The following is a 22111-nucleotide window of genomic DNA, read 5'->3' as shown; positions in this document are numbered from 1 at the left end:
AATTAGGCTAGTCAATCATGTGTTATTTTTTATCACGCACTGGCTGATGGCGTTCTTTTAACATGGTTTGCAACACTAGCTTTTCAGAAACAGTTAAGCCCTCTTTTCGTGATTTTGCAATGTATTGGGCAATTTTATTTTCGAAATTTTGCTTATGTAAAAATTGTAGTATATCAATAAATTCGCGTGAGAGGGCTTCCTGCGGCACCTGATGATCCCATCCCGCCAGCCGGTTTAGCGAATCAAAAAAATCAGTTCCCCGCCAAAGCTCAATCAATGAGGCGGTATTCATCGACGGCGACGCGGCCACCTGGTTCAGCAACTGCTGCAGAATGCCCTGTCCTTCCCCATCCAGCACCACCGAGGGCAGGTGCGCTTTGACCTGTTGATAAATCTCGGGATTTTGCACCAAGAGGGCAATGGCTAAGCGAATAGGGGAGCGGGTAATGGTTTTTTGACTGAGCGGCGCCTGCTCCTTCTTGTCTTCAAGCATGTGCATTAAGCGATGATTTTCAATGTGAGTCAAACGGGCCAATTCATCAATGAGGATTTGCTTGTAAGGCCCATCGGTCATGGTTTGCAGATACGGCTTTACTTTCTGAATCAATTGGCTTTTGCCTGCGCTGCGTCGTAAATCTATGCCTTTCATTAACGTATCAAAGAAAAACTGGCTTAAGGGCAAGGCCTGCTGAAGTCGTGCCTTAAAGTGGTCGCTGCCTTCCTCGCGCACCAGGCTGTCCGGATCATGGCCCTCGGGGAGAAAGATAAAGCTGGCGTCAAGGCCAGAATTGAGTTGCGACAGCGTATTTTCCAGGGCTCGCCAGGCGGCTTGCCGGCCGGCTTCATCGCCATCAAAACAGAAAACGAGCTGACGGGCATGCTTGCTTAACAGTTGAATATGGTAAGTGCTGGTGGCGGTACCTAAGGCAGCGACGGCATTGTCAATGCCATGCTGGGCCAGAACAATCACATCCATGTACCCTTCGACGATGAGAATGGTGTCAGGGGGGGGATTGTTTTGCAGAACCTGATGCAACCCATACAGCTCACGGTTTTTTTGAAAAATAATGGTTTCGGGTGAATTTAAGTATTTTGGCTTCTGTGCGGCCTCAATCGCTCGGCCGCCAAAACCGATGATGCGGCCGTGGCGATCGTGGATCGGAAACATGATGCGCTGGCGGTAGCGATCATAGGTACTGCCGTCGTCTTTTTGGATTAACATCCCGGTGGTGATCAGATCGCTGCGCTGGGCTTTGAATTGTTGTTCCAGCGCATGCCAGCCAGCCTGTGCAAACCCAAGCTGGTATTTTTTGGCAATTTCACCCGTCAGCCCCCGTTGACGCAGGTAATTGATCGCTTCCGGGGTGTTTTTAAGATGATGCTGATAATGCTGACTCACTTTGGCCAACAATTGGTAAAGGCTCAGCGATTGCTTTGTTTTTTCGCCGTGATTATCACGCGGAACCTGCATGCCGACCCGTGCCGCCAGGGTTTCAACCGCTTCAATGAAATTCTGGCTTAAGTAATTCATGACGAAACTGATGGAATTGCCGCTGGCCCCGCAACCAAAGCAATGATAAAACTGCTTTTTGGCGACGACATTGAAGGAAGGGGTTTTTTCGTTATGAAACGGGCAACAGGCAAGGTAGCTATTGCCTCGCTTTTTCAGAGGCACATAGCCGTCAATAAGCTCGACCAGATCAGTGCGGCTTAGCAGTTCATCAATGAATGGCTGTGGGATTAAGCCAGTCATGTCAAAGGGTTAGCTTAATTTGGTCTTGATTAAGGCGCTGACTTTACTCATGTCGGCACGGCCCTGCAATTGAGGCTTCAAATGTGCCATTACCTTACCCATGTCACTCATCTTTTCAGCGTTCACTTCGACAATGGCCTGTGAAATCAGCTGATTGACTTCATCTTCAGAGAGGGGCTCTGGTAAATACTGACTGATGAGATCAAGTTCGAACTGTTCCTGGGCGACCAAATCATGACGTCCGGCGGTGTTGAACTGGGCGATGGATTCTTTGCGCTGCTTGGCCATTTTGTCAAGAATAACCAGCATGCGCTCATCGTCTACGGTAATGCGTTCGTCAACTTCCACTTGCTTGACAGCAGCAGTAATCAGGCGAAGCGCATCGAGTTTCATTTTATCCCTGGCACGCATCGCGTCTTTTAAATCATTACTTATGCGGTCTTTAATGCTCATCATTACTTACGTCTGTGTTTGAGACTACGACGAGAACTGGTATCACGAGAAATTTTTTTCAGGTGACGTTTGACAGCAGCTGCTTGTTTGCGTTTACGCTCAGCGGTGGGCTTTTCGTAAAATTCACGACGGCGTAACTCGGTTAAAATTCCTGCTTTTTCACAGGAGCGCTTGAAACGACGCAGTGCGTATTCAGGATTTTCGCCTTCTTTCACACGAACGGTAGGCATTAATTAGTCCTCTGGTATAATTAAAAACAATAGGTTGGCAATTCTAGTGCCAGTTGTGGTGTTCGTCAAGTTTATTGAACTTATTTTGTCAAAGTTTGGGTATAATAGCCGTTTTTGGCAGGCAGTAAGGCTTTTGGCTATACTCCCCGTCTTATTGGTCGATTGTTGAGGTGTCCATGCTAGTTCTGGGAATAGAATCATCCTGTGATGAAACAGGCGTAGCCCTGTATGACGGCAAGCGCGGACTGATTGCCCAGGCCCTGCACTCGCAGATTGCGCTTCATCAGCAATACGGAGGGGTCGTGCCGGAACTGGCTTCCCGCGATCATGTGAATCATTTAATCCCCTTGACGGAAAGCGTGTTGCGTCAGGGGCAGATCGAGGCGGCAGCCATTGATGTCGTGGCCTACACGGCCGGCCCCGGTTTAATTGGCGCCCTGTTAACCGGTGCCTGTTTTGCCAAGAGCTTAGCCTTCAGTTTAAATCGTCCGGCCTTGGCCATCCATCATCTCGAGGCCCATCTGTTAGCGGCCATGCTTGACAGCCCTGACTTGCAGTTTCCTTTTTTAGCCCTGCTGGTTTCAGGCGGCCATACCCAGTTAATTGAGGCGCGGGCATTGGGAGACTATTGCCTTTTGGGCGATACGCTGGATGATGCCGTCGGTGAAGCCTTTGACAAAACCGCCAAACTCATGGGCCTGCCTTATCCCGGTGGGGCACAATTGGCCGGTCTGGCTGATAAGGCCTCGGCCCCCGAACACACGCTTTTCGCACCGTTTCCCCGACCGATGACGGACCGACCTGGGCTTGATTTCAGTTTCAGCGGCCTTAAAACCCATGCCCTGACCTGCTGGCAGAACAGCGCCAAAGACGATGCGGCCCGGCGCGGGATTGCCTATGCCTTTCAACAGGCGGTGGTTGACACGCTGGTCATCAAGTGCCGGCGGGCGGTGGAAAAAACGGCGGCCCGCCGGCTGGTGGTGGCAGGTGGTGTCGGCGCGAACCAGGCGCTTCGTTCTGCCCTTGGGGGGTTGATGCAGGGAGTGCAGGGGGCTGTTTATTTTCCGCGGCCTGACTATTGTACCGATAACGGGGCGATGGTCGCTTTTGCCGGTTACCTGCATGCAAAGAACAATCAGTACGACAGCAGCCAGGCGATTGAAGTCAAAGCACGCTGGCCGCTGACAAGCGAGTCAATTTAGGATTTTTTGCTGTCTTTGGCTGGGCTGTTGCGGCGTGGTTTAGGATTTTGGGTTGCCGTCTTAGTCGTCGTTGCCGCTTTGGCCGGTTTTTTCGCCCTACTGACGCGGGTCTGTTTTTTCGGGCTGGCGGCGCGTTTCTCTGCCGCTTGTGGCTGGAGGTCCGATGCCGGCTTCTCCTGCTCCGCGATCAGTTCCGCTGCAGTGACTTCCCCTTCAATGTCGTCTTCCGTAATCACGCGGCCCGGGGGCGGCGATAAAATTTCTTCAGTGACGGTCGGGTGCTCCTTGTCTTTAAAACGTATTTTGGGTTCTTCACCGTCAATGAGGCGGGTGATGTTATCGCGATGCTGGTAAAGAACAAAAATGGTAATAAAGAAAAGCGGCGGGATGATTTCAATGTTGCCCATGGTCATGGCGGCATACAAAGGGGCCAAGATGATGGAAACGATGGACGCTAATGAGGAGTAGCGGGTGTAATGGGCGATGGCCAGCCAGGTTACAATCACCAATGCCCCAAGAATGAGGTTTAAGCTCAGCAGGGCGCCTAAGGCAGTCGCTACGCCCTTGCCGCCGCGAAACTGGAAAAAAACAGGGTACATGTGGCCCATGACCGCAGCAAAGGCGGCAAATCCCATGGTCACGGGGCCTGCATCCAGCAGACGGGCGAGCAGCACGGGGAGTACGCCTTTTAACATGTCGCCAATTAACACGATGATGGCGTATTTTTTACCTGATAATCGCAACACATTGGTGGCGCCTGGGTTTTTGGAGCCTTCCATGCGTGGATCAGGCAGCGAAAACAGGCGGCTGACAATCACTGCCGAGCAGAGTGAGCCGCACAAATAGGCAACAATAACGACAAACAGGAATAAAAAGAAACTGAGCATGTAACCTCCTGGCTGAGGAAAGACTCATTATCAGCGAAAGCCAGGCAATTGTGAAGGGTTGAAAAAACAGTGGCTTAGTCTTCAGGAAGAAACAAGGCCTGCAGATTATTGGTATAACGCCGTCCCCGTTCAGTCACCTGCCAATCGTTCGTCTGCAGCTCGATTAATCCCTTTGCTGCAGCCTGCTTTAGCCTGGCCGTCAGGCCGTCGTCAGAGAGACCGGTTCTCTCCGAAAATAACGTTCGCGGTATTTTTTGCTCAAGGCGGGTGGCATTGAGCATGAATTCAAACAGCAACGAGGCCTCATCAATCCGTTCGCTAGCGGCCAAAAAGGCATGCTCTGGATTCAGGTAGTCTTTGGGCTGACGGTATTTTCGGGTGCGAAACACCTGATAATCCACGGTGGTGAGCTTGCCATGTGCGCCGGCGCCGATGCCAAAATAGTCGCCGAAAAGCCAGTAATTCAAATTATGGTGCGATGCTTTCCCAGGTTGGCTGAATGCGGAAATTTCATAACGCTTAAACCCGTTTTCAGCTAACATCGCAAAGCCCTCATCTTCCAGATCGGCCGTGGTTTCATCGCTGGGGAGGGGGGGCTGTTGCTTGTAAAAGACAGTGTTGGGTTCCAGGGTGAGTTGATACCAGGAAATGTGCTGCGGCTGATGGCTTATGGCCGTGCGTAAATCATTTAGCCCTTCCTCAAGGGTTTGCTCAGGCAGGCTGTGCATGATATCCAGATTCATGTTGTCAAAACCCGCTGCCCTTGCGCTGTCAATGGCACGGTGAGCCTGAGCGTCATCGTGAATACGTCCTAATCGTTTAAGGTCGGTGGGGTTGAAACTTTGAATGCCGAGCGACAGCCGGTTAATCCCGGCCTGTCGATACGCCTTGAAGCGCTGCTGCTCCACCGTGCCGGGGTTGGCTTCCAGGGTAATTTCGATGTCCGGGCTGAAGTCGAGCAATTGGTTTACTTCCGTAAGCAGGCGATCGTAGGCCTGGCCAGACAACAGGCTTGGGGTACCACCGCCGATGAAAATGCTTTGCAGAGGGGTTCGCTGATGGTTTGCGATGTCCACCTTTAAATCGTTGATTAAGGCGCGAACGTAGTCGTCTTCAGGCAGGCTGTCCGGGCTTTTATGCGAATTAAAATCACAATATGGGCATTTTCGGATACACCAGGGAACGTGAATGTACAGCGACGTGGGTAACATGAAACGAAATCAGGCTGGCTTGTTGGAATGGGCAATAGTATCATGATTACGGTTTTGTCACAAAACGTGATGCGTTGCGAACGGTCTTAAGGTTGATGACATGCGGGAAAAACCGGTTTGTAAGAAAAAAACGGTCATTGCGAAATCCAATCTGTTCACGGTTGAGCAATTGCATTTGCATTTTTCCAATGGCGCCCAACGCGTCTATGAGCGTATCCGCAGTCACGGGCATGGGGCTGTGCTGGTGGTTGCATTGACGGCCAGTGAGTCTATACTTCTCGTTCGTGAATACGCCGCCGGGATCGATGGCTACGAACTGGCTTTCCCCAAGGGATTGATTGAGCAGGGCGAATCAGTAACTGACGCTGCAAACCGCGAACTGCAGGAAGAGGCAGGCTTTGCAGCCCGGCAAGTGGACTGGATCCGATCAATGACGCTGGCACCCGGCTATTTTGGCGCCCGCATGGATTTGGTTTTGGCCAGGGGCTTGTATCCTTCCCGATTGAAAGGGGACGAGCCGGAACCGCTGGATGTCATCGAGTGGCCGCTAAGCGCCAGCGACGACCTGTTATTGAGGCCCGATTTTTCTGAAGCTCGGAGCATTGCCGCGCTTTTATTGGTTAAAAAATGGTTAAATGAGGAAAAAAATAATGAATAAAGTTACCGTTGCTGTCACAGGCGCCGCCGGTCAGATTGGTTATGCCTTGCTGTTTCGCATTGCTTCCGGCCAAATGTTTGGCCCCAATACCAAAGTCAAACTGCAATTACTGGAGTTGGAACAGGCGTTACCTGCGTTGGAAGGCGTCGCCATGGAATTGGACGACTGTGCGTTCCCCCTGCTGGACGGCATTGTCTGCACCTCGGATCTGAATAAAGCCATGAGTGGGGTGAACTGGGCGCTTTTAGTGGGTTCTGTCCCGCGCAAACAAGGCATGGAACGTTCTGATTTATTAAAAATTAACGGCGGTATTTTTACTCAGCAGGGGCAGGCGATTAATAACAATGCGGCTGATGATGTCCGTGTGTTTGTTGTAGGTAATCCCTGTAACACCAATTGCCTGATTGCCAAAAACAGCGCGAAAGACATTCCGGCTGACAGGTTCTTTGCCATGACCACCCTGGATGAGTTGCGCGCCCGCACTCAATTGGCTAAAAAGGCAGGTGTTGACATTACCGCAGTCACTGAAATGACGATCTGGGGCAATCATTCCTCCACCCAGTACCCTGATTTTTACAATGCCAAAATCAATGGCAAGTCGGCTGCCAGCGTCATCAATGACGAAACCTGGTTAAAAGAAACCTTTGTGAGTACGGTTCAGCAACGCGGCGCCGCCATTTTAAAAGCCCGCGGCCTGTCGTCTGCTGCCTCGGCTGCCAATGCCGTCATTCATGGAGTGAACAACCTGTTGAATGACACACCGGCCAATGAATCATTCTCCATGTGCTTAAGCTCCAATGGCGAATACGGTGTCGATAAAGGCTTGATTTTCTCCTATCCCTGCCGCCGTACCCATGGCCGTCTGGAAGTCATCGAAGGCTTGCCGATGAATGAATTCAGCCAGGGTAAATTCAATGCCACACTCGACGAGTTGCGTCAGGAGCGTGATGCAGTCATCGAGTTGGGATTACTGGATTAATCGCTGCTCATCCGCGGCAGGGCTAAGCAGCCCTGCCTTATTCTACCTTGATGCCAAAAGGCACATACAATTCGCGCCCGTTAATTTTCACCTGGGCAAACAATTTAATAAACCCCGCTTTCCCCGCTTCAAGATGAAACGCAAGCTCAGGTCCACCCCGATCGCCAGGATTGGTGGGTTCTTTGCCCATGGGGTGAATATGAATTACAGTCTTGAAATCATCATCAAAGCCCACCAAATGGGCAAACGCGCCCATCACTGGTTCAAGCGACGTCACGGGTTTGCCCTGGTTGTCGGTGACCACAATTTTTCCCATGGCAGCCTGACCCGCATGCACCTGTGGCGGATCAAACGAGAGGGCGAAGTGGAATCCCTCCACCGTGGATTCTGCAACGGGTTTTCGATTAATGACTGGCGGTTTCTCGCTGTTTCTCATCAGAGGAGCGAGCAGGTAGGCATGCTGATTGCCTTGCTTTAGGGTAATGTCCGCCCAGACATTGTAGTTTCCCCTGATGTTTTGAGGGTGCCAACGAAACTGATAAATGCCAGGCTCCTTTGTCGGGCGGCTGTGCACATGACTGTAATCGTCAAGGTCCTGGTCAATGATAAGTAAATGGATTCGGCGTGTGTGCACCGTTTTTAAGTCGCTTAATAACACGGGTTTTCCCGTTTGTTCGCTGACGAGCTTAAAAAAGACCGTTTGATGATTACCCTCTGCTTCCTTTTTTAAAATGGAAAATTGGATTTTTTCAGACAGCGCATCCGCAGTGGCCAATGCGGCAAAGGGGTTCAGCAGAATCAAAAAAAGCGTGATAAAACGAATCAGGCGGTTCATAGGCATCCCTGGATTAAAACGTGCCTGAATTTTAGCGGGTATCAATGGATGAAAGCAATCAGGGTAAACGGGAGGTTTAATTGGAAAGCGCGTGGATTTTAGCCGCACTTAACACGTCTCCCGGTTTCTGCGGCAGGAATGCTTCTGATTTGATAATGGATTGCAGCGTGTCGGCATCCACAGCCTCACTGAAGTAAAACCCCTGGCCGTACTTGCAACCCATGGTTTTAAGAATGGTATAGTGCTGCAGCGTTTCAATGCCTTCCGCGACCACGTTGAGGTTCAAGGCACCGGCAAGCTTAATCATGGCATCGACGATACTGCGTTTTTTACTGTCTTCATTGAGGCTTAAAATGAACGATTTATCGATTTTCACTTCATTGATGGGCAGTTCCGTCAGGTAAATGAAGGACGAGTATCCAGTACCGAAATCATCAATGGAAATTTTAATACCCAGGGATGCCAGGCGGTTAATGACTTCGATGGCACGGGTTCTGTCGGTTAAATAAAAACTTTCAATCAACTCCACTTTCAGGAGATTGGCGGGAAATTCATAAATACTGAGCAGACTCTCCAGTGTGTAAGGCAGTTCGATGTCGATGACGTCAATGGCGGACAGATTAATCGATAACTCAATGTCCACGCCATTTTTTCGCCATTTGCTGGCGCTGTCGATGGCTTGCTTTAAAACATAGTGGCTTAAGGATTTAATCAAGCCGGTGCGTTCTGCTACCGGAATAAATTTTTCGGCATTCATCATCCCAAACGTGGGGTGCAGCCAACGCAGCAGGGCTTCACAGCCTTTAATTTTGCCGGTGGCGAGTTCGACCTTGGGTTGGAAATAGATTAATAATTGTTCACTCTCGATGGCTTTTTTCAACTCGCTCATCAAAATCAGCTTGTTCGGGCATTCCCGCTCCATAAACGATTCATAGACCACAAATTCCTTGTTGTTCTGCTTGGCGTGATAAATGGCGATATTGGCCCGCTGCATCAGGGTGTCTTCGTCCTTGCCATGATCAGGATAAAATGTCACGCCAACCGTGGCGGTGACATCAATGGCCACACTGTCTAGGACAAAGTTAATCGCCAAGGCTTTCTGCAACTTTTTAACCACGGCATAAATGTGCTTTTCAGTTTCCAGGTGAGGATGGAGTATGGCAAATTCATCCCCGCCCAGACGGGCTAAGGTCATTGGTTCATCCGTGGTGCATTTAAGGCGTTGAGAAAATTGTTTAAGCAGCCTGTCGGCATTGTAACTGCCAAAGCCGGCATTTAATTCTTTAAAATTATTAATGTTAATCAGAATAACAGCCAGCTTGCCTTCGCGGCCGCGCATGGCGCTTAAGGCCTGATTCAGTCTGTCGACAAAGAGCACACGGTTTGGCAAATCAGTCAGGGAGTCGTGGCTTGATTCGTGCTGTGCCCGTAAGGCGAGTTCAGAGGTCTGCATGCGCAGTTCGTTGGTCTGGTCCACTACCATCGCCCCGGCAGTATAGGACATCACCGAACTTAAGGATTGCCCCCAGAACATAAACACCAGCGGCGTTAAGTCAAGGATAATTAAAGCAATGTTACTTTTTTGTGCGAGAATAATGCCTTCGAGGGAAATCGCCCCTGTCATCTGATACGAAACGGCGAGAGTGGCGGATAAAATGGCAATAACAGAAATACAAAGCCCCAGAATGGCGTACCCGCTAACTTTGCTTTTCAACAGACGAGCATTGTTTTCGAGGCTGAACTTAATGTTATCCATTGATCTGCTCTTGATGCACTTATGTTAATTTGTAGTTGATGAATGACTAAACCGCAATGAAATTGTCAAAATATTTTACATTGCTTGAGCAGAGTGCGTTATGAACAAAAACACAGACACTCATCCCTGAGCAAGGGTTGCTTAAGTTGAAAAGCTGGCGGTTTTGTCGTCGCTTTCGTCGAAATTCACCTCGAGATAAATGGACTTATCAGGAAAAATCTGTCCGCTGAGGCTTTGCTCTTCAAACGTAGGAAGGGGTAGCAGTTGCCCTTTTCGCAGAGCCGATTCAATTCGTTTAAGCTCCAGGTTGTCTGCCGTGCGCGTTTGGTAGCACTCTTCAATGTACTGCTGAAGTTCGATTCTCTGTCGATTGGTCAGTGTGTGTTTTGCAAACGTGGCTTCCAATTCCTCGACAAACAGGGTAATCAGGTTGGAATAATGATGAATGCAATTGAATAAACGATTGGACGTATCACCCAGCATACCCTGCAGTAGGCGGGTTTTGATTTGAATGTAAGCCGTGACGATGTTCTCGTTCCAAAATGTGCTGAATTGCGAAATTAATTGCTCAAATTCTTTATTTACCATGCAAATTGCTCCCAATAAAGGCAGCAAAGTATAGCAATAGTAAAAAATAAAGCAATTAAGCAATAATTAGAGCAAAAGGGTGCTCTCCTCGTGATCAACGACGAGAGCGAAAGGGGTTATTTAGCTGAGCTCAAGCTTTCGTTCGGCTTCATAACCCTTAAGTGCTGTAGCAATGGCCAGTTTGACGTCGCGGTAATTGGTGTTAATCCAATCGGCTGTTGTCGTTTCATTAATCACATCAATAAGCCTCTCTAATTCTTCAATGCACTCGATGATTTTGTCCTGGGGGGCTTCTTTGAATTTTTTGATACCGAATTGCTCCAATAAAAGTTCACCCAATGCGCTGTTTGTTGATTTTTCACCATGAGGGCCATAAATTTTAATCAATTCAATCATCAGCATACCGGACAAGGCTCTTTTTAAGAAAGGAACAACAAATTGAGCATAATCCGCATTCTCATAGCGAAGATCGAGTGTGTCATAAGACAGTTTATTGGCTTCTACCCAGCTGGCCAGATTTTCAATAAAGACCGCATCCTGCTCTCTTTCCGGGTTTTTGGTGGACGCCCGAAACAGGCTAAAGTAGCGTTCTTCGTCTTTTCGTTTGCGGTTTTCTTTGTAATCGTCAGCCAGGCTATTGAGTTGCTTCAGTAAGTCTTTCAGGTGTTTTGGTAATGTAAAGCCCATCTTAATCTCCATTTAATTAGGGTTTGTCCTCTCCATTAATAACAAAAAAAAAAGGAGGACGCAGCAACTTTTTTGTTACTGCCGATGGGTTGATGGATTGAAGCGATGAATTAATGCCTGAAATGGCGGATTCCGGTGAAAATCATCGTCAGATTGGCCGCGTTGGCGGCATCGATCACCTGTTGATCACGCAGCGAACCACCGGGCTGGATGATAGCAGAAATACCGGCTTTGGCGGCAATCGCAATGGAGTCGGCAAAAGGAATGAAGGCATCGGAAGCCATAACCGCTCCCTGAAGGGAAAAACCCGCTTGTTCCGCTTGCCAGGCAGCGATGCGCGTACTCATCACCCGACTGGTTTGACCGGCGCCAATGCCGACGGTGGCCTGCTCTTTGGCAAAAACAATGGCGTTGGATTTCACGTATTTCACTGCCTGCCAGGCAAACAGTAGATCCTTCAACTCTTCTGGTGTCGGTTGTCGATTGCTCACTGTTTTCAATTCGTCCGGGCTGGTAAAACGGTGATCACTGTCTTGCATGAGCAGGCCCCCGCTGATCGAACGCAGGCTGAATTCAGGTTGAGGATGATCACTGAATTGGCCGGTCGCGAGCACCCTGACATTGGGTTTGGTCAGCAGAACATTCTGTGCCTGTTCACTGAATGCCGGCGCAATGAGAACTTCGGCAAATTGATTGTCAATAATGCGGTGTGCTGTTTCTTCATCCACCGGGTAATTAAAGGCCAAAATGCCACCAAAGCTTGACGTCGGATCGGTTTCAAACGCGCGCTGATAAGCCATGATTAACGTGTCTCTGGCCGCGATGCCACAGGGGTTCCCGTGCTTGACAATCACGCAGGCGGGGGTATTTTTATCCAGGGCTTTAACGCACTCCAAAGCGGCATCCGCATCAAGAAGGTTGTTGTAAGACAGGGGTTTGCCCTGCAGGAGCTTCGCGTTTGCCAACGAATCGCCGGCAGATTGCCTGCTGGCATAAAACGCGGCCTGCTGATGGGGGTTTTCGCCGTAGCGCAAATCATAACATCGCTGAAACTGGGTACTGAAAACCGCAGGGAAGGGCGCTGTTTTTTTCGCATCATCCAGACTGTTCAGATAATTACTGATGGCTGCGTCATAGGCGGCAGTATGGGCAAAGGCCTTTTTAGCCAGTGTCAGGCGCCACTCGGCAGGCATTTTTTTAAGGCGGAGATACTGTTCAAGCGCGGGATACTCTTCAGGCGACACGATAACGGCGACATGTTCATGATTTTTGGCCGCGGCACGAATCATGGTTGGGCCGCCAATGTCGATGTTGGCGATGGCATCATCAAAAGTGCAATACGCTTGACTGACGGTCTGTTCAAAGGGGTACAGATTAACGATCACCAGATCAATGGGGGTAATGCCCTGCGCCTCCAGAACGGCGCGATCCTGTCCGCCTCGCGCCAGTATAGCGGCGTGAATGGCGGGGTGCAGGGTTTTGACACGGCCGTCCATGATTTCCGGGAAACCGGTGCGTTCACTGACCTCCGTGACAGCAATGCCCGCTGTCCTTAAGGAGGCAGCGGTATTACCGGTCGCGATGATTTCGATGCCATGCTGGATTAAGCACCGCCCCAGTTCAACGAGACCGCGTTTGTCAGACACGCTTAACAACGCCCGACGGGGAGTAAAAGGCAATTCAGTCACGCATCCTCCAGAAAATCAACGGCGTTTAAAAATCAATAAAGACCATCCATCCAGCGTATGACTGCCTTCGTGGATAAAGTCATCGTCATAGTGTTGCAGTAATTGCGATGTCTGCTCTAAAAGAAGACCGGAAACGACCAATTGCCCTCCCGGCGTAAGCAACGCTTTAAAACGGTCTTTCAAGGTCAGCAACGGCGCAAGCAGAATATTGGCAATGAGCAGATCCGCCCCGGGTTTTAAGGAATCGGGAAAACCGATAAACAGAGGCATGGAGGCCATTTGATTGGTGTCGGCATTATTTCGCGTTGCAAGGAGTGCCTGTTCATCAATGTCAACGGCCTGAACAGACGCGGCACCCAGTTTAAGGGCTGCCAAGGCTAAAATGCCTGAGCCGCAGCCGTAATCAATCACTGATTTCCGGGTTAAATCGGCTGCATCGAGCCAACCTAAACAAAGCGAGGTGGTGGGATGGGTGCCGGTGCCAAAGGCAAGGCCGGGATCCAGAATCAGATTAACGGCATCCGGTTGCGGCGGTTCAAGCCATGACGGGCAAATCCACAGACGCTCGCCAAACCGCTGCGGCTTGAAATCATCCATCCACACCCGCTCCCAGTCTTTTTCAGGCAGGGTGTCAAGGTTAAAGCGCAGGTGCGGGTAGTTGGGCGAGAGGGTTTTAATCGCCTGGGCAGCCGCCTCTTCCTCCGTGTACAAAGCCTGAATAACAATGTCCGGCCAGAGCGGTGTGGTGCCCGGTTCGGGTTCAAGGACCGGGCTGTCGTGCCTGTCAGTCAAGGTAACGGATACAGCGCCCAAGCCCTCCAGCGCATCGCTTAGGGCTTCGGCTTCGTCTGGCCGACAAATTTCAATGTGCAATTGATACCACAAGGCCTTATTCCTTCAGCATTTTTTCAAGATAATGGATATTGGTACCGCCTTCGATAAAGGCTTTGTCGCGCATGATACGCTGGTGCAACTCAATGTTGGTCTTGATGCCTTCGATGATGATTTCATCCAGAGCATTGCGCATTCTGGCAAAGGCCACTTCCCGCGTTTCACCGTAACTGATTAATTTACCAATCATGGAGTCGTAATTGGGCGGCACGGTGTAACTGCTGTAAAGATGCGAGTCAAAGCGAATGCCTGGGCCTCCGGGTTGATGCAGCAGGCGGATGGTGCCGGGACTGGGCATGAAGTTTTTAGGATCTTCTGCATTAATACGGCATTCCACGGCATGGCCGCGCAACTGGATGTCTTCCTGCTTCAGCGTAAAAGGCAGATCGCTGGCTATTTTGATCTGTTCTTTAATCAAATCAATGCCGGTGATCATTTCCGTTACCGGATGTTCAACCTGAATACGGGTGTTCATTTCGATGAAATAGAAACAACCGTCCTGGTATAAAAATTCAAAGGTGCCCGCGCCGCGGTATTCCAGATCACGGCAGGCCTTGACCACGCATTCGCCGATTTCGTGGCGTAATTCCGGCGTAATGCCGGGCGCTGGCGCTTCTTCCACGACTTTTTGGTGGCGTCGTTGCATGGAGCAGTCGCGTTCACCCAGATAAACGGCGTTGCCTTTGCCGTCGCCCAGCACCTGAAATTCAACATGGCGTGGGTTTTCAAGGAATTTTTCCATGTAAACCACGGGGTTATTAAAGGCCGCCTTCGCTTCACTGCGAGTTAAGGCAATGGCGTTCAACAGATTGGATTCGCTGTGAACCACACGCATGCCCCGGCCGCCTCCCCCTCCGGCCGCTTTAATGATAACCGGATAGCCAATTTTACGACCCAACTCCAGATTATAGTCATCATTATCCCCCAGCGGGCCATCAGAACCGGGAACGCAGGGAACCCCGGCTTTTTTCATGGCGGCAATGGCGGATACTTTATCGCCCATCAAGCGGATGGTATCGCCGCGCGGGCCGATGAAGCGAAAGCCGCTTTGCTCAACAATGTCGGCAAAATCGGCATTTTCAGAAAGAAAACCATAGCCGGGATGAATGGCGACGGCATCGGTGATTTCCGCTGCGGAAATAATGGCTGGAATATTCAGATAGCTTTTCTGCGAACTGGCAGGACCGATGCAAACGGTCTCGTCGGCCAGGCGCACGTGCAGTAAATCCTTGTCGACATCGGAATGCACGGCCACAGTCTGAATCCCCAATTCCTTACAGGCCCGCAGAATACGAAGCGCAATTTCGCCGCGGTTGGCGATTACAATTTTACTGAGCATGACTCACCCCTTATTCAATAACAAACAGGGGTTGATCGTATTCAATCGGGTCGCCGTTGCCGGCGAGAATCGCTGCAATGGTACCCGCCTTGTCCGCTTCAATTTCATTAAACATTTTCATGGCTTCAATGATGCACAGGGTATCACCGGCTTTGACTTTTTGGCCCACTTTGACAAAAGGCTGGGCATCGGGTGAAGGGGAGGTGTACAGGGTACCGACCATGGGCGAACGAACCTTGTGGCCGTTCACTGTGGCAGATTCCGATTCCGCTGGTGCCTGAGCCTGTGGCGCTGCCGTCGCGGCAGGAGCCTGCACAGGGGCTGACTGCGGTGCGTAACGCACCGGTTGAGCGGCTTCGACCACATGGCTGTGGCGGCTTAAGCGAACGGATTCTTCGCCTTCTTTAATCTCAATTTCTGAAATACCGGTTTCGTCGAGTAATTCAATTAATTTTTTGATTTTACGGATATCCATGGATAACTCTCTAATTAATTAAGACCATTCTTCAATGATTGCTTCAAGCGCCAGATTATACCCCTTTGTCCCCAGCCCGCTGATGACACCCCGGGCAATGTCCGACAGATAGGAATGGTGTCGGAACGATTCCCTCGCATAGATATTGCTGATGTGCACTTCTATGAATGGGATAGGCACGGAACTCAAGGCATCGCGAATGGCAATGCTTGTGTGGGTAAAGGCTGCCGCATTGACAATCAGGTAATCAATTCCATCTTCGGCGGCTTTGTGAATGAGGTCGATAAACTGACCTTCCGCATTGGTTTGCCTGCAGGTTAAATGAATATTGGCTGCCTGCGCCTGGTTTTCCAATGACTCATCCAGTTCAGACAAGGTAGCCACGCCATAGATGGAGGGCTCGCGTGAACCGAGACGATTCAAATTGGGTCCGTGCAGCACAAGAATTTTTTTCATACACACCCGGATGGATAAAAAGATCAGCGATTCTGCCTGATCTTTGCAATAATGTCTATATTTAAGATGATATCGGCACGATGTCGGCATGTTCTCTTCCATTTTTTTAGTGCATGAACAGATAACGCGGTGAATTTCCTGGCCAAACTTCTGTCCCGGTTTTCTCTATGCTATGGTTGATAAAGTGATGTAATTAACGAGGGACTGTTGTATGGCCACCACCCATATTACCGATGTGACATTACGTGACGCTCATCAGTGTTTAATTGCCACGCGCCTGCGTACCGACGACATGCTGCCTGTTTGCAGAAAAATGGATGAGGTCGGCTTTTGGGCGATGGAAGTCTGGGGCGGCGCGACGTTTGATGCCTGTCTGCGGTTTTTAAAAGAAGATCCCTGGCAGCGTCTGCGCCTGCTGCGCGAGGCCTTACCCAATACCCGTCTGTCCATGCTGCTGCGAGGCCAGAATCTGTTGGGCTATCGCCATTATGCCGATGACGTGGTAGAGGCTTTTATTGGCCTTGCAGCCAATAATGGCGTGGACGTTTTCCGTGTTTTCGATGCCTTGAATGATGTCCGCAATCTCCGTGTCCCCATCGCCTGTGTCAAAAGACATAAAAGGCATGCGCAGGGGGCCATTTGTTATACCACGAGTCCGGTGCATACCCTGGCCAATTTTGTGGACATGGGCAAGGCGCTGGCCGATTTGGGCTGTGATAGCCTGGCCATCAAGGACATGGCCGGGTTATTAACGCCGGGCGCCACCGTCGAATTATTCACCGCCCTGGCTGAGGCGACCGGGCTGCCTGTGCACCTGCACACTCACGCCACCTCCGGATTAGCCGCGATCTGTCATTATCAGGCCGTTTTAGCCGGTTGTCAGCACATTGATACGGCAATTTCTTCATTTTCCGGGGGAGCCTCGCATCCTGCCGCAGAACCTCTGGTCGCCGCTTTGGCTGGAACAGAATTTGATACTGGCCTTGATTTAAATTTATTATTGGAAATTGGCGACTATTTCCACGATGTTCGCAAAAAATACCAGCAATTTGAAAGTGAAGCGCGTGATATTGATCCCCGGGTCCAGCTTTATCAGGTGCCGGGTGGAATGATTTCCAACCTTTACAGCCAGTTGAAAGAACAACAGGCATTGGACAAGGTGGCCGAAGTCCATCAGGAAATCCCACGGGTGCGAAAAGATCTGGGTTACCCGCCGCTGGTGACGCCGACCTCCCAGATCGTTGGCACCCAGGCGGTCATGAATGTGTTGACCGGTGAACGGTACAAGACCATCACCAATGAAGTGAAGTTGTATTGCCAGGGCAAGTACGGGGCTGCCCCCGGTAAAATTAATCCCCGCGTATTAAAAAAGGCCATTGGCCAAACAGAAATCATTGATGTGCGCCCGGCGGATTTAATCCCCAATGAATTAGCCCGATTGCGCAGGGAAATTGGCGAGTTGGCCCTGTGTGAAGAAGATGTTTTATCTTTTGCCATGTTTCCGGAAATTGGCCGCCAATTCCTTATGGAGAGGCAGGAGAATGCATTGACGCCGGAACCCCTGCTTGGTTCTGATGCCTCTCAAAGCAATGAATTGTCTGAATTTGACCTCATTCTCCATGGCGAAAACTACCATGTGAAAGTGGCCGGTTACGGTACTCCGACACGCGGGCAGCAATCCTGCTTTCTCTGGGTCGACGGCGTACCGGAAGAAGTGATCATTCAACACGACGACAAGGAAAAAAGGGAGCCGGCCACCATTAAAAAGTCAAACGGGCCTGGTGACATCAAAGTGGCGATGCCAGGCACGATTGTCAGTATTCAGGTGGCTGTAGGCGACAGGGTAAAAGCCGGTCAAGCCTTGTTTGTGCTGGAAGCCATGAAAATGGAAACCGAAATTCAGGCGCCGTTTGCCGGCACGGTGGCGGCGGTGTGGTGTGCCAAAGGTGACAGGGTCACGCCGGCGGATACCTTAATGGAGCTTCAACAACACCCTTAAAGGGCGTGCTTTCTTCCCGCTTTGAGAGCCCGTTCGCGCACCCCCTGCCAGGCCGGCGTGTGCGGTGGAAGTTCCATGGCGAGAAGGGGTTCGCGCGCTTCATCGGCTTGACGCAACTGGAAATACAGTTCATAGGCCAGAACCGCCGGATCGGCAGGCAGCTGATAACCGATTTCCCCTGCAAAGCGGGTGTTTTTCTGAAATGAAAGGACATACACCTGACCCTTATACCCTTTCAGGAATGTTTCCAGGGCGTTCGAATCCTCAAAGCAATACAATGGTTTCTGCGGTTGATAATGGTGTTCAAGCCGTCCCGGAGCACGCAGCGTGCTCTGTTCTTTCAATTCCTGTCCGGGCAGCAGGGCCGCCAGCATGGCTTCATCCACCATGCCGTGGCGTAAAATCTGGTAACCTTGCGGATCAGTGGCTGCCACGATGGTGGATTCAATCCCGACCGCGCAGCGGCCGCCGTCTAAAATGAGTAATGGGGCATGGGGGAAACTTTGCTGCACATGCCCTGCGGTTGTGGGGCTTATTTTGCCGAATGGGTTGGCGGAGGGGGCGACTAAGGGTTCACCGAGCCGTGTTAATACCTCCTGAATAACCGGGTGTCTGGGGCAGCGGATGGCGAGCGTGGTTTGGCCGCCATTGACCAGCGGGTGAACATTGTCCGGATGACTGGGCAGCACCAGTGTCAAGGGGCCGGGCCAGAAATGGTCAATCAGTTTTTTGGCATAGTCAGGCAGAGAGGTAACCCAGGTTGACAAGTCCCAATGCTCTGCCACATGCATGATCAGCGGATGATTGAGCGGGCGGTTTTTCAAGGCAAATATGCGGCGTATGGCCTGTTCATTTTCAGCACTGCCTGCCAGCCCGTAAACGGTTTCGGTTGGAATCGCCACAATGTCGCCCTGACGAAGACGTGTAACGGCTGACTCAATATCGTGTGTAATCGTGCTCATTTCTCAATTTTGGCCTCAGTCCAGTTTCCTCTCTGGTGGCGGCATGGTAGCACAATCCAGGCCGTGACTACAAAAAAACATGAAAAAAGTGTTTACTGTTAGCATAAAAAAGTGCCGTGTTGTGGTGTGGTCGAGCGTTCAGACGGGAGTAAGTAGGAAATACGTGATTAAAAATTGAAGATTTTAAAAATAAAAAATTTATGTTAGCTTGACCGATACCAATTAAGGTTTAATGTCGAATTTTTAGTAATACTCGAATGCAAAAAAACAGGCTGCTCGAAAAGCGAATATTAAATTTTAAAAGGACCATGCCGGACAACAGGGGATGTTCGTTGTGCGGCGGGATGATCGACATGGGCGCATGCTGCAACACGATTGCCTCATATTTATTAATCTTAAAGGAGTTATGATTAATGCATAAATTATACTTAACACCGCTTGCGGCTGCGCTCATTATGAGTGCCTCAGTCCAGGCTTCTCAAGCTGTCAATCTTAATCAAACCTCACTGAAAAGCTTGCAACAACAATTTCACCTGGCTCTGCCCGGCGCAAAACAAGCTTCAGCGGTTTCTAAGGATTCCCTGCAATTCTTAAAAGAGCACACTGACAGAAATCATGTTTCTCATATCCGAATGCAACAGCACTACGCCGGGTTCATGGTGCATGGTGGTTATGCCATCCTGCACAGCGGCAAAACGGCCAAAGGCTTGCTCGCCAGCCAGGCGGATGTCAACATGAATGGTGTGGTTTACACTAACCTGCAAAGCGAGTTGGGCCAACCGGCGGCTGATTTCGTCAGTGGCGGGCAAACGGCGCTGCAGCACTTTGTTGAAGCCTACCAGGGTAAAGACGTCAGCGAACAGCAAGTCATCCCCATGGTGTATATTGACGATCAACACAACGCGCACTGGGCCTACAAAGTCAGCGTTTTCGTTCGACATGACGACAAAATCCCCGAGCGTCCAACGGCCATCGTGGATGCCAAAACCTTCAAACCGTTTGTTCAGTGGAACGACGTCAAGACTATCCGTACTGCGGCCAAAGGAAGGGGTTTCGGCGGCAACCATAAAATCGGTGAGTACGAATTTGGCGCAGGCAGCTACCCTTACCTTGAGCTGACCCGTGATGCGGATGTTGAAATGTGTTACATGGAAAACACCGATGTCAAAGTCGTGGACATGGACCATCAGTATTATTCCAATAACAAGCCCATGCGTTTCAGCTGTACAGGCGATGGCGCTCAGGATACGTTCTGGACCGGTTACAAGGCCGATGGCTACGATCGCGACAATGGCGCTTACTCCCCCACCAACGATGCGCTTTACGCCGGTTATGTCATTAAGCACATGTACCATGATTGGTATGGTGTTGAAGCCTTGGTGAAAAAAGACGGCACCCCCATGCAGCTTGTCATGCGAGTCCACTACGGAACGGGCTACGAAAACGCTTACTGGGATGGCAAGCAAATGACCTTCGGTGACGGCGAGTCCATGATGTATCCTTTGGTCTCCTTAGGCGTTGGCGGTCATGAAATCAGCCACGGTTTCACCGAACAACATTCTGATCTGGAATACTACGGTCAATCCGGTGGTATGAACGAAGCCTTCTCCGACATGGCAGCCCAGGCAGCAGAATACTATTCCACCGGCCACAACAGCTGGCAGATTGGTCCTGAAATCATGAAAGAAGACAGCGGTTGGGATGCTCTTCGTTACATGGACAAGCCAAGCCGTGACGGAATGTCCATCGACACAGCGGATGAATACCGCAGCGGTCTGGACGTGCATTACTCCAGCGGTGTATACAACCACCTGTATTACCTGCTGGCCAACATGCCTGGCTGGGATGCCCGTAAAGCCTTTGATGTTATGGTGAAAGCTAACATGGATTACTGGACACCGTATGTCAATTTTGAAGAAGGCGGTTGCGGTGTATTGAATGCAGCCATCGATCTTGGCTATTCCATCGATGATGTCAAGAAATCATTGGCTGATGTCGCTATCCATACCGACTCCTGCTTGCTGAACACCCATCCTAAGGGTTAAGCTGTTGTGAAAAACTCAACCAGATACTGTCCGACAGTATCTGGTTTTTCCATGTGCAAATGATGCCCTCCACCCATACGGATGACTTCAAGTGCAGTGACCGCTTTAACACGTCCCTCAATATCCTTCTCGTCAAAATTAAATCCTTGTTCAGCCAAAATAAGACAGCTCCTGGCCGTTATTTTTTTAAGACAGGAAAGAATCTGCCCTTCGGTCAGACGCAGGGGAGTGGGTGCAATCAGGCGCCGATCATGCCGCCAATAATAAGAATTGTTCTGTTTGCGCACACCGCGTTCACAAAGAATGGCCGCATGTTCCAGGGATAAATAGCCGCGTTTTGCCCGTGCATGAGCGGCAGCTTCTAATGAAGGATAGGGCCGTTCCTGTTTGTTACTGCTGCCTAAGTGATGGGCGTAATGGGCCAATTGCTCACAGCAACGGGCTTCTGGACTGGAAAAAGGGCCAATCGCTTCAATCAGGGCCATGGATAGAATCCGCTCGGGTATTACTCCGGCCACAAGGCTTGCAAGGCAAGCGCCCATGGAGTGACCGAGCAAATGAACGGTATCGAGATGAAGGGCATGGATTAGATTGACCAGAGTAAAAATGCCATCAAAAAAATGATAATGGCACCCCGGGGGTAAATGCGACGACAAGCCATGACCGGGTAAATCAACGGCGATTAAACGAAAATCGCGGGCCAGGATTGGAGCCAGCAGATTAAAACTGCCGGCATTATCCAGCCAGCCGTGCAGTGCCAGAATGGCTGGACTGTCGGGGTTTCCCCATTGTTTGTAGGCAAGGGTGAAGCCCGGAATCTTGATTTTGCCATGGGTTGCTTTCATAGGCGTCAGGGTAGCAAGGTTCAAACCCCTAGTTCATCATGGTTATTCGTGTAACCGCAAGATTTATATTAAAATTAAACAAATCAACACGCTAAGGCAAATCAGAAAGAGTGAGTGTTATTTGGGCATACAAGGTGTTTTTTTGGTGATATGCTCTAAGTAGATGCTCTGG

21 protein-coding genes are annotated in these 22111 nt (G+C 50.3%); 5 read left to right on the top strand and 16 right to left on the bottom strand.

What is annotated here, in order from left to right:
• Positions 1–22 precede the first annotated feature (22 nt).
• Genes dnaG through rpsU form a run of 3 tightly spaced genes read right to left on the bottom strand, consistent with a single transcriptional unit; the run spans position 23 to position 2436 of the window.
• The gene (gene dnaG / locus GH742_RS12455) at positions 23–1753 is read right to left on the bottom strand and encodes a DNA primase (RefSeq protein ID WP_203455236.1); all 1731 of its coding nucleotides are present in this window, start codon (positions 1751–1753) and stop codon (positions 23–25) included.
• Positions 1754–1762: 9 nt separating this feature from the next.
• Entirely contained in the window at positions 1763–2206 is a 444-nt protein-coding gene (locus tag GH742_RS12450) for a GatB/YqeY domain-containing protein (RefSeq protein WP_058531540.1), read from the bottom strand.
• Between the two features lie 2 nt (positions 2207–2208).
• On the bottom strand, positions 2209–2436 hold the full coding sequence (gene rpsU / locus GH742_RS12445) for a 30S ribosomal protein S21 (RefSeq protein WP_058496738.1): 228 nt from the start codon (positions 2434–2436) through the stop codon (positions 2209–2211).
• 176 nt (positions 2437–2612) lie between these two features.
• Between rpsU and tsaD the strand changes: the two genes are divergently transcribed.
• Positions 2613–3638: a tRNA (adenosine(37)-N6)-threonylcarbamoyltransferase complex transferase subunit TsaD gene (gene tsaD, locus GH742_RS12440; RefSeq protein ID WP_203455235.1), complete on the top strand. Its 1026-nt coding sequence runs from the start codon at positions 2613–2615 to the stop codon at positions 3636–3638.
• Here the strand turns inward: tsaD and plsY are convergent.
• Both plsY and hemW read right to left on the bottom strand, forming a co-directional pair.
• Positions 3635–4525 carry a glycerol-3-phosphate 1-O-acyltransferase PlsY gene (plsY, locus tag GH742_RS12435; protein ID WP_203455234.1) on the bottom strand — a complete coding sequence of 297 codons (891 nt, stop codon included), beginning with the start codon at positions 4523–4525 and terminating at the stop codon, positions 3635–3637. The two genes, tsaD and plsY, sit on opposite strands and share 4 nt — an antisense overlap.
• 74 nt (positions 4526–4599) lie before the next feature.
• Positions 4600–5736 (bottom strand): radical SAM family heme chaperone HemW, encoded by a 1137-nt coding sequence (hemW, locus tag GH742_RS12430; protein WP_203455233.1) that lies wholly within the window; start codon positions 5734–5736, stop codon positions 4600–4602.
• Between the two features lie 100 nt (positions 5737–5836).
• On the opposite strand from hemW, the gene nudE reads away from it, so the two are divergent.
• Positions 5837–6394, top strand: coding sequence for an ADP compounds hydrolase NudE (gene nudE, locus GH742_RS12425; RefSeq protein WP_203455232.1), 558 nt, complete (start codon positions 5837–5839; stop codon positions 6392–6394).
• A complete protein-coding gene (locus GH742_RS12420) occupies positions 6384–7373 on the top strand; it encodes a malate dehydrogenase (RefSeq protein ID WP_203456943.1) in 990 nt (329 codons plus the stop codon). The genes nudE and GH742_RS12420 overlap by 11 nt, the downstream gene beginning before the upstream one ends.
• A gap of 37 nt (positions 7374–7410) precedes the next feature.
• Here the strand turns inward: GH742_RS12420 and GH742_RS12415 are convergent, their stop codons facing one another.
• The 9 genes from GH742_RS12415 to aroQ form a co-directional block, all read right to left on the bottom strand.
• Positions 7411–8208 carry a hypothetical protein gene (locus GH742_RS12415; RefSeq protein ID WP_239005214.1) on the bottom strand — a complete coding sequence of 266 codons (798 nt, stop codon included), beginning with the start codon at positions 8206–8208 and terminating at the stop codon, positions 7411–7413.
• A gap of 76 nt (positions 8209–8284) precedes the next feature.
• Entirely contained in the window at positions 8285–9964 is a 1680-nt protein-coding gene (locus GH742_RS12410) for a bifunctional diguanylate cyclase/phosphodiesterase (RefSeq protein WP_203455231.1), read from the bottom strand.
• 141 nt (positions 9965–10105) lie between these two features.
• Complete coding sequence (locus GH742_RS12405) at positions 10106–10552, bottom strand: hypothetical protein (RefSeq protein WP_203455230.1); 447 nt, start codon at positions 10550–10552, stop codon at positions 10106–10108.
• A 120-nt stretch (positions 10553–10672) separates the two neighbouring features.
• Positions 10673–11239 carry a hypothetical protein gene (locus tag GH742_RS12400; RefSeq protein WP_203455229.1) on the bottom strand — a complete coding sequence of 189 codons (567 nt, stop codon included), beginning with the start codon at positions 11237–11239 and terminating at the stop codon, positions 10673–10675.
• Positions 11240–11349: 110 nt separating this feature from the next.
• Positions 11350–12927, bottom strand: a complete 1578-nt coding sequence (gene purH / locus GH742_RS12395) for a bifunctional phosphoribosylaminoimidazolecarboxamide formyltransferase/IMP cyclohydrolase (RefSeq protein ID WP_203455228.1) — start codon at positions 12925–12927, stop codon at positions 11350–11352.
• Between the two features lie 15 nt (positions 12928–12942).
• A complete protein-coding gene (gene prmA, locus GH742_RS12390; protein WP_203455227.1) occupies positions 12943–13812 on the bottom strand; it encodes a 50S ribosomal protein L11 methyltransferase in 870 nt (289 codons plus the stop codon).
• 4 nt (positions 13813–13816) lie between these two features.
• A complete protein-coding gene (accC, locus tag GH742_RS12385; RefSeq protein WP_203455226.1) occupies positions 13817–15157 on the bottom strand; it encodes an acetyl-CoA carboxylase biotin carboxylase subunit in 1341 nt (446 codons plus the stop codon).
• Between the two features lie 10 nt (positions 15158–15167).
• A complete protein-coding gene (gene accB / locus GH742_RS12380) occupies positions 15168–15632 on the bottom strand; it encodes an acetyl-CoA carboxylase biotin carboxyl carrier protein (RefSeq protein WP_203455225.1) in 465 nt (154 codons plus the stop codon).
• A gap of 18 nt (positions 15633–15650) precedes the next feature.
• The gene (aroQ, locus tag GH742_RS12375) at positions 15651–16088 is read right to left on the bottom strand and encodes a type II 3-dehydroquinate dehydratase (protein WP_058530945.1); all 438 of its coding nucleotides are present in this window, start codon (positions 16086–16088) and stop codon (positions 15651–15653) included.
• Between the two features lie 211 nt (positions 16089–16299).
• Between aroQ and oadA the strand changes: the two genes are divergently transcribed.
• A complete protein-coding gene (gene oadA / locus GH742_RS12370) occupies positions 16300–18087 on the top strand; it encodes a sodium-extruding oxaloacetate decarboxylase subunit alpha (protein ID WP_203455224.1) in 1788 nt (595 codons plus the stop codon).
• On the opposite strand, the gene GH742_RS12365 is transcribed toward oadA, so the two are convergent.
• On the bottom strand, positions 18084–19049 hold the full coding sequence (locus GH742_RS12365) for an L-threonylcarbamoyladenylate synthase (RefSeq protein WP_203455223.1): 966 nt from the start codon (positions 19047–19049) through the stop codon (positions 18084–18086). The genes oadA and GH742_RS12365 overlap by 4 nt on opposite strands.
• 413 nt (positions 19050–19462) lie before the next feature.
• Here GH742_RS12365 and proA point away from each other — a divergent pair, with 413 nt between their 5' ends.
• Positions 19463–21094, top strand: coding sequence for a zinc metalloprotease ProA (gene proA, locus GH742_RS12360; protein ID WP_203455222.1), 1632 nt, complete (start codon positions 19463–19465; stop codon positions 21092–21094).
• On the opposite strand, the gene GH742_RS12355 is transcribed toward proA, so the two are convergent.
• Positions 21091–21939, bottom strand: coding sequence for an alpha/beta fold hydrolase (locus tag GH742_RS12355; RefSeq protein ID WP_203455221.1), 849 nt, complete (start codon positions 21937–21939; stop codon positions 21091–21093). The two genes, proA and GH742_RS12355, sit on opposite strands and share 4 nt — an antisense overlap.
• Positions 21940–22111 lie beyond the last annotated feature (172 nt).

Origin of the sequence: Legionella sp. MW5194, assembly GCF_016864235.1 — a bacterium.
Classification (GTDB): domain Bacteria; phylum Pseudomonadota; class Gammaproteobacteria; order Legionellales; family Legionellaceae; genus Legionella_C.
Note: the sequence above shows the minus strand (reverse complement) of the source record. Positions and strands in the feature narration are given on the sequence as shown.

Coding starts and splice junctions, on each gene's coding strand:
- dnaG (WP_203455236.1), bottom strand. CDS start 1,753: ATGACTGGCTTAATCCCACAGCCATTCATTGATGAACTGCTAAGCCGC.
- GH742_RS12450 (WP_058531540.1), bottom strand. CDS start 2,206: ATGAGCATTAAAGACCGCATAAGTAATGATTTAAAAGACGCGATGCGT.
- rpsU (WP_058496738.1), bottom strand. CDS start 2,436: ATGCCTACCGTTCGTGTGAAAGAAGGCGAAAATCCTGAATACGCACTG.
- tsaD (WP_203455235.1), top strand. CDS start 2,613: ATGCTAGTTCTGGGAATAGAATCATCCTGTGATGAAACAGGCGTAGCC.
- plsY (WP_203455234.1), bottom strand. CDS start 4,525: ATGCTCAGTTTCTTTTTATTCCTGTTTGTCGTTATTGTTGCCTATTTG.
- hemW (WP_203455233.1), bottom strand. CDS start 5,736: ATGTTACCCACGTCGCTGTACATTCACGTTCCCTGGTGTATCCGAAAA.
- nudE (WP_203455232.1), top strand. CDS start 5,837: ATGCGGGAAAAACCGGTTTGTAAGAAAAAAACGGTCATTGCGAAATCC.
- GH742_RS12415 (WP_239005214.1), bottom strand. CDS start 8,208: ATGAACCGCCTGATTCGTTTTATCACGCTTTTTTTGATTCTGCTGAAC.
- GH742_RS12410 (WP_203455231.1), bottom strand. CDS start 9,964: ATGGATAACATTAAGTTCAGCCTCGAAAACAATGCTCGTCTGTTGAAA.
- GH742_RS12405 (WP_203455230.1), bottom strand. CDS start 10,552: ATGGTAAATAAAGAATTTGAGCAATTAATTTCGCAATTCAGCACATTT.
- GH742_RS12400 (WP_203455229.1), bottom strand. CDS start 11,239: ATGGGCTTTACATTACCAAAACACCTGAAAGACTTACTGAAGCAACTC.
- accC (WP_203455226.1), bottom strand. CDS start 15,157: ATGCTCAGTAAAATTGTAATCGCCAACCGCGGCGAAATTGCGCTTCGT.
- accB (WP_203455225.1), bottom strand. CDS start 15,632: ATGGATATCCGTAAAATCAAAAAATTAATTGAATTACTCGACGAAACC.
- aroQ (WP_058530945.1), bottom strand. CDS start 16,088: ATGAAAAAAATTCTTGTGCTGCACGGACCCAATTTGAATCGTCTCGGT.
- oadA (WP_203455224.1), top strand. CDS start 16,300: ATGGCCACCACCCATATTACCGATGTGACATTACGTGACGCTCATCAG.
- GH742_RS12365 (WP_203455223.1), bottom strand. CDS start 19,049: ATGAGCACGATTACACACGATATTGAGTCAGCCGTTACACGTCTTCGT.
- proA (WP_203455222.1), top strand. CDS start 19,463: ATGCATAAATTATACTTAACACCGCTTGCGGCTGCGCTCATTATGAGT.
- GH742_RS12355 (WP_203455221.1), bottom strand. CDS start 21,939: ATGAAAGCAACCCATGGCAAAATCAAGATTCCGGGCTTCACCCTTGCC.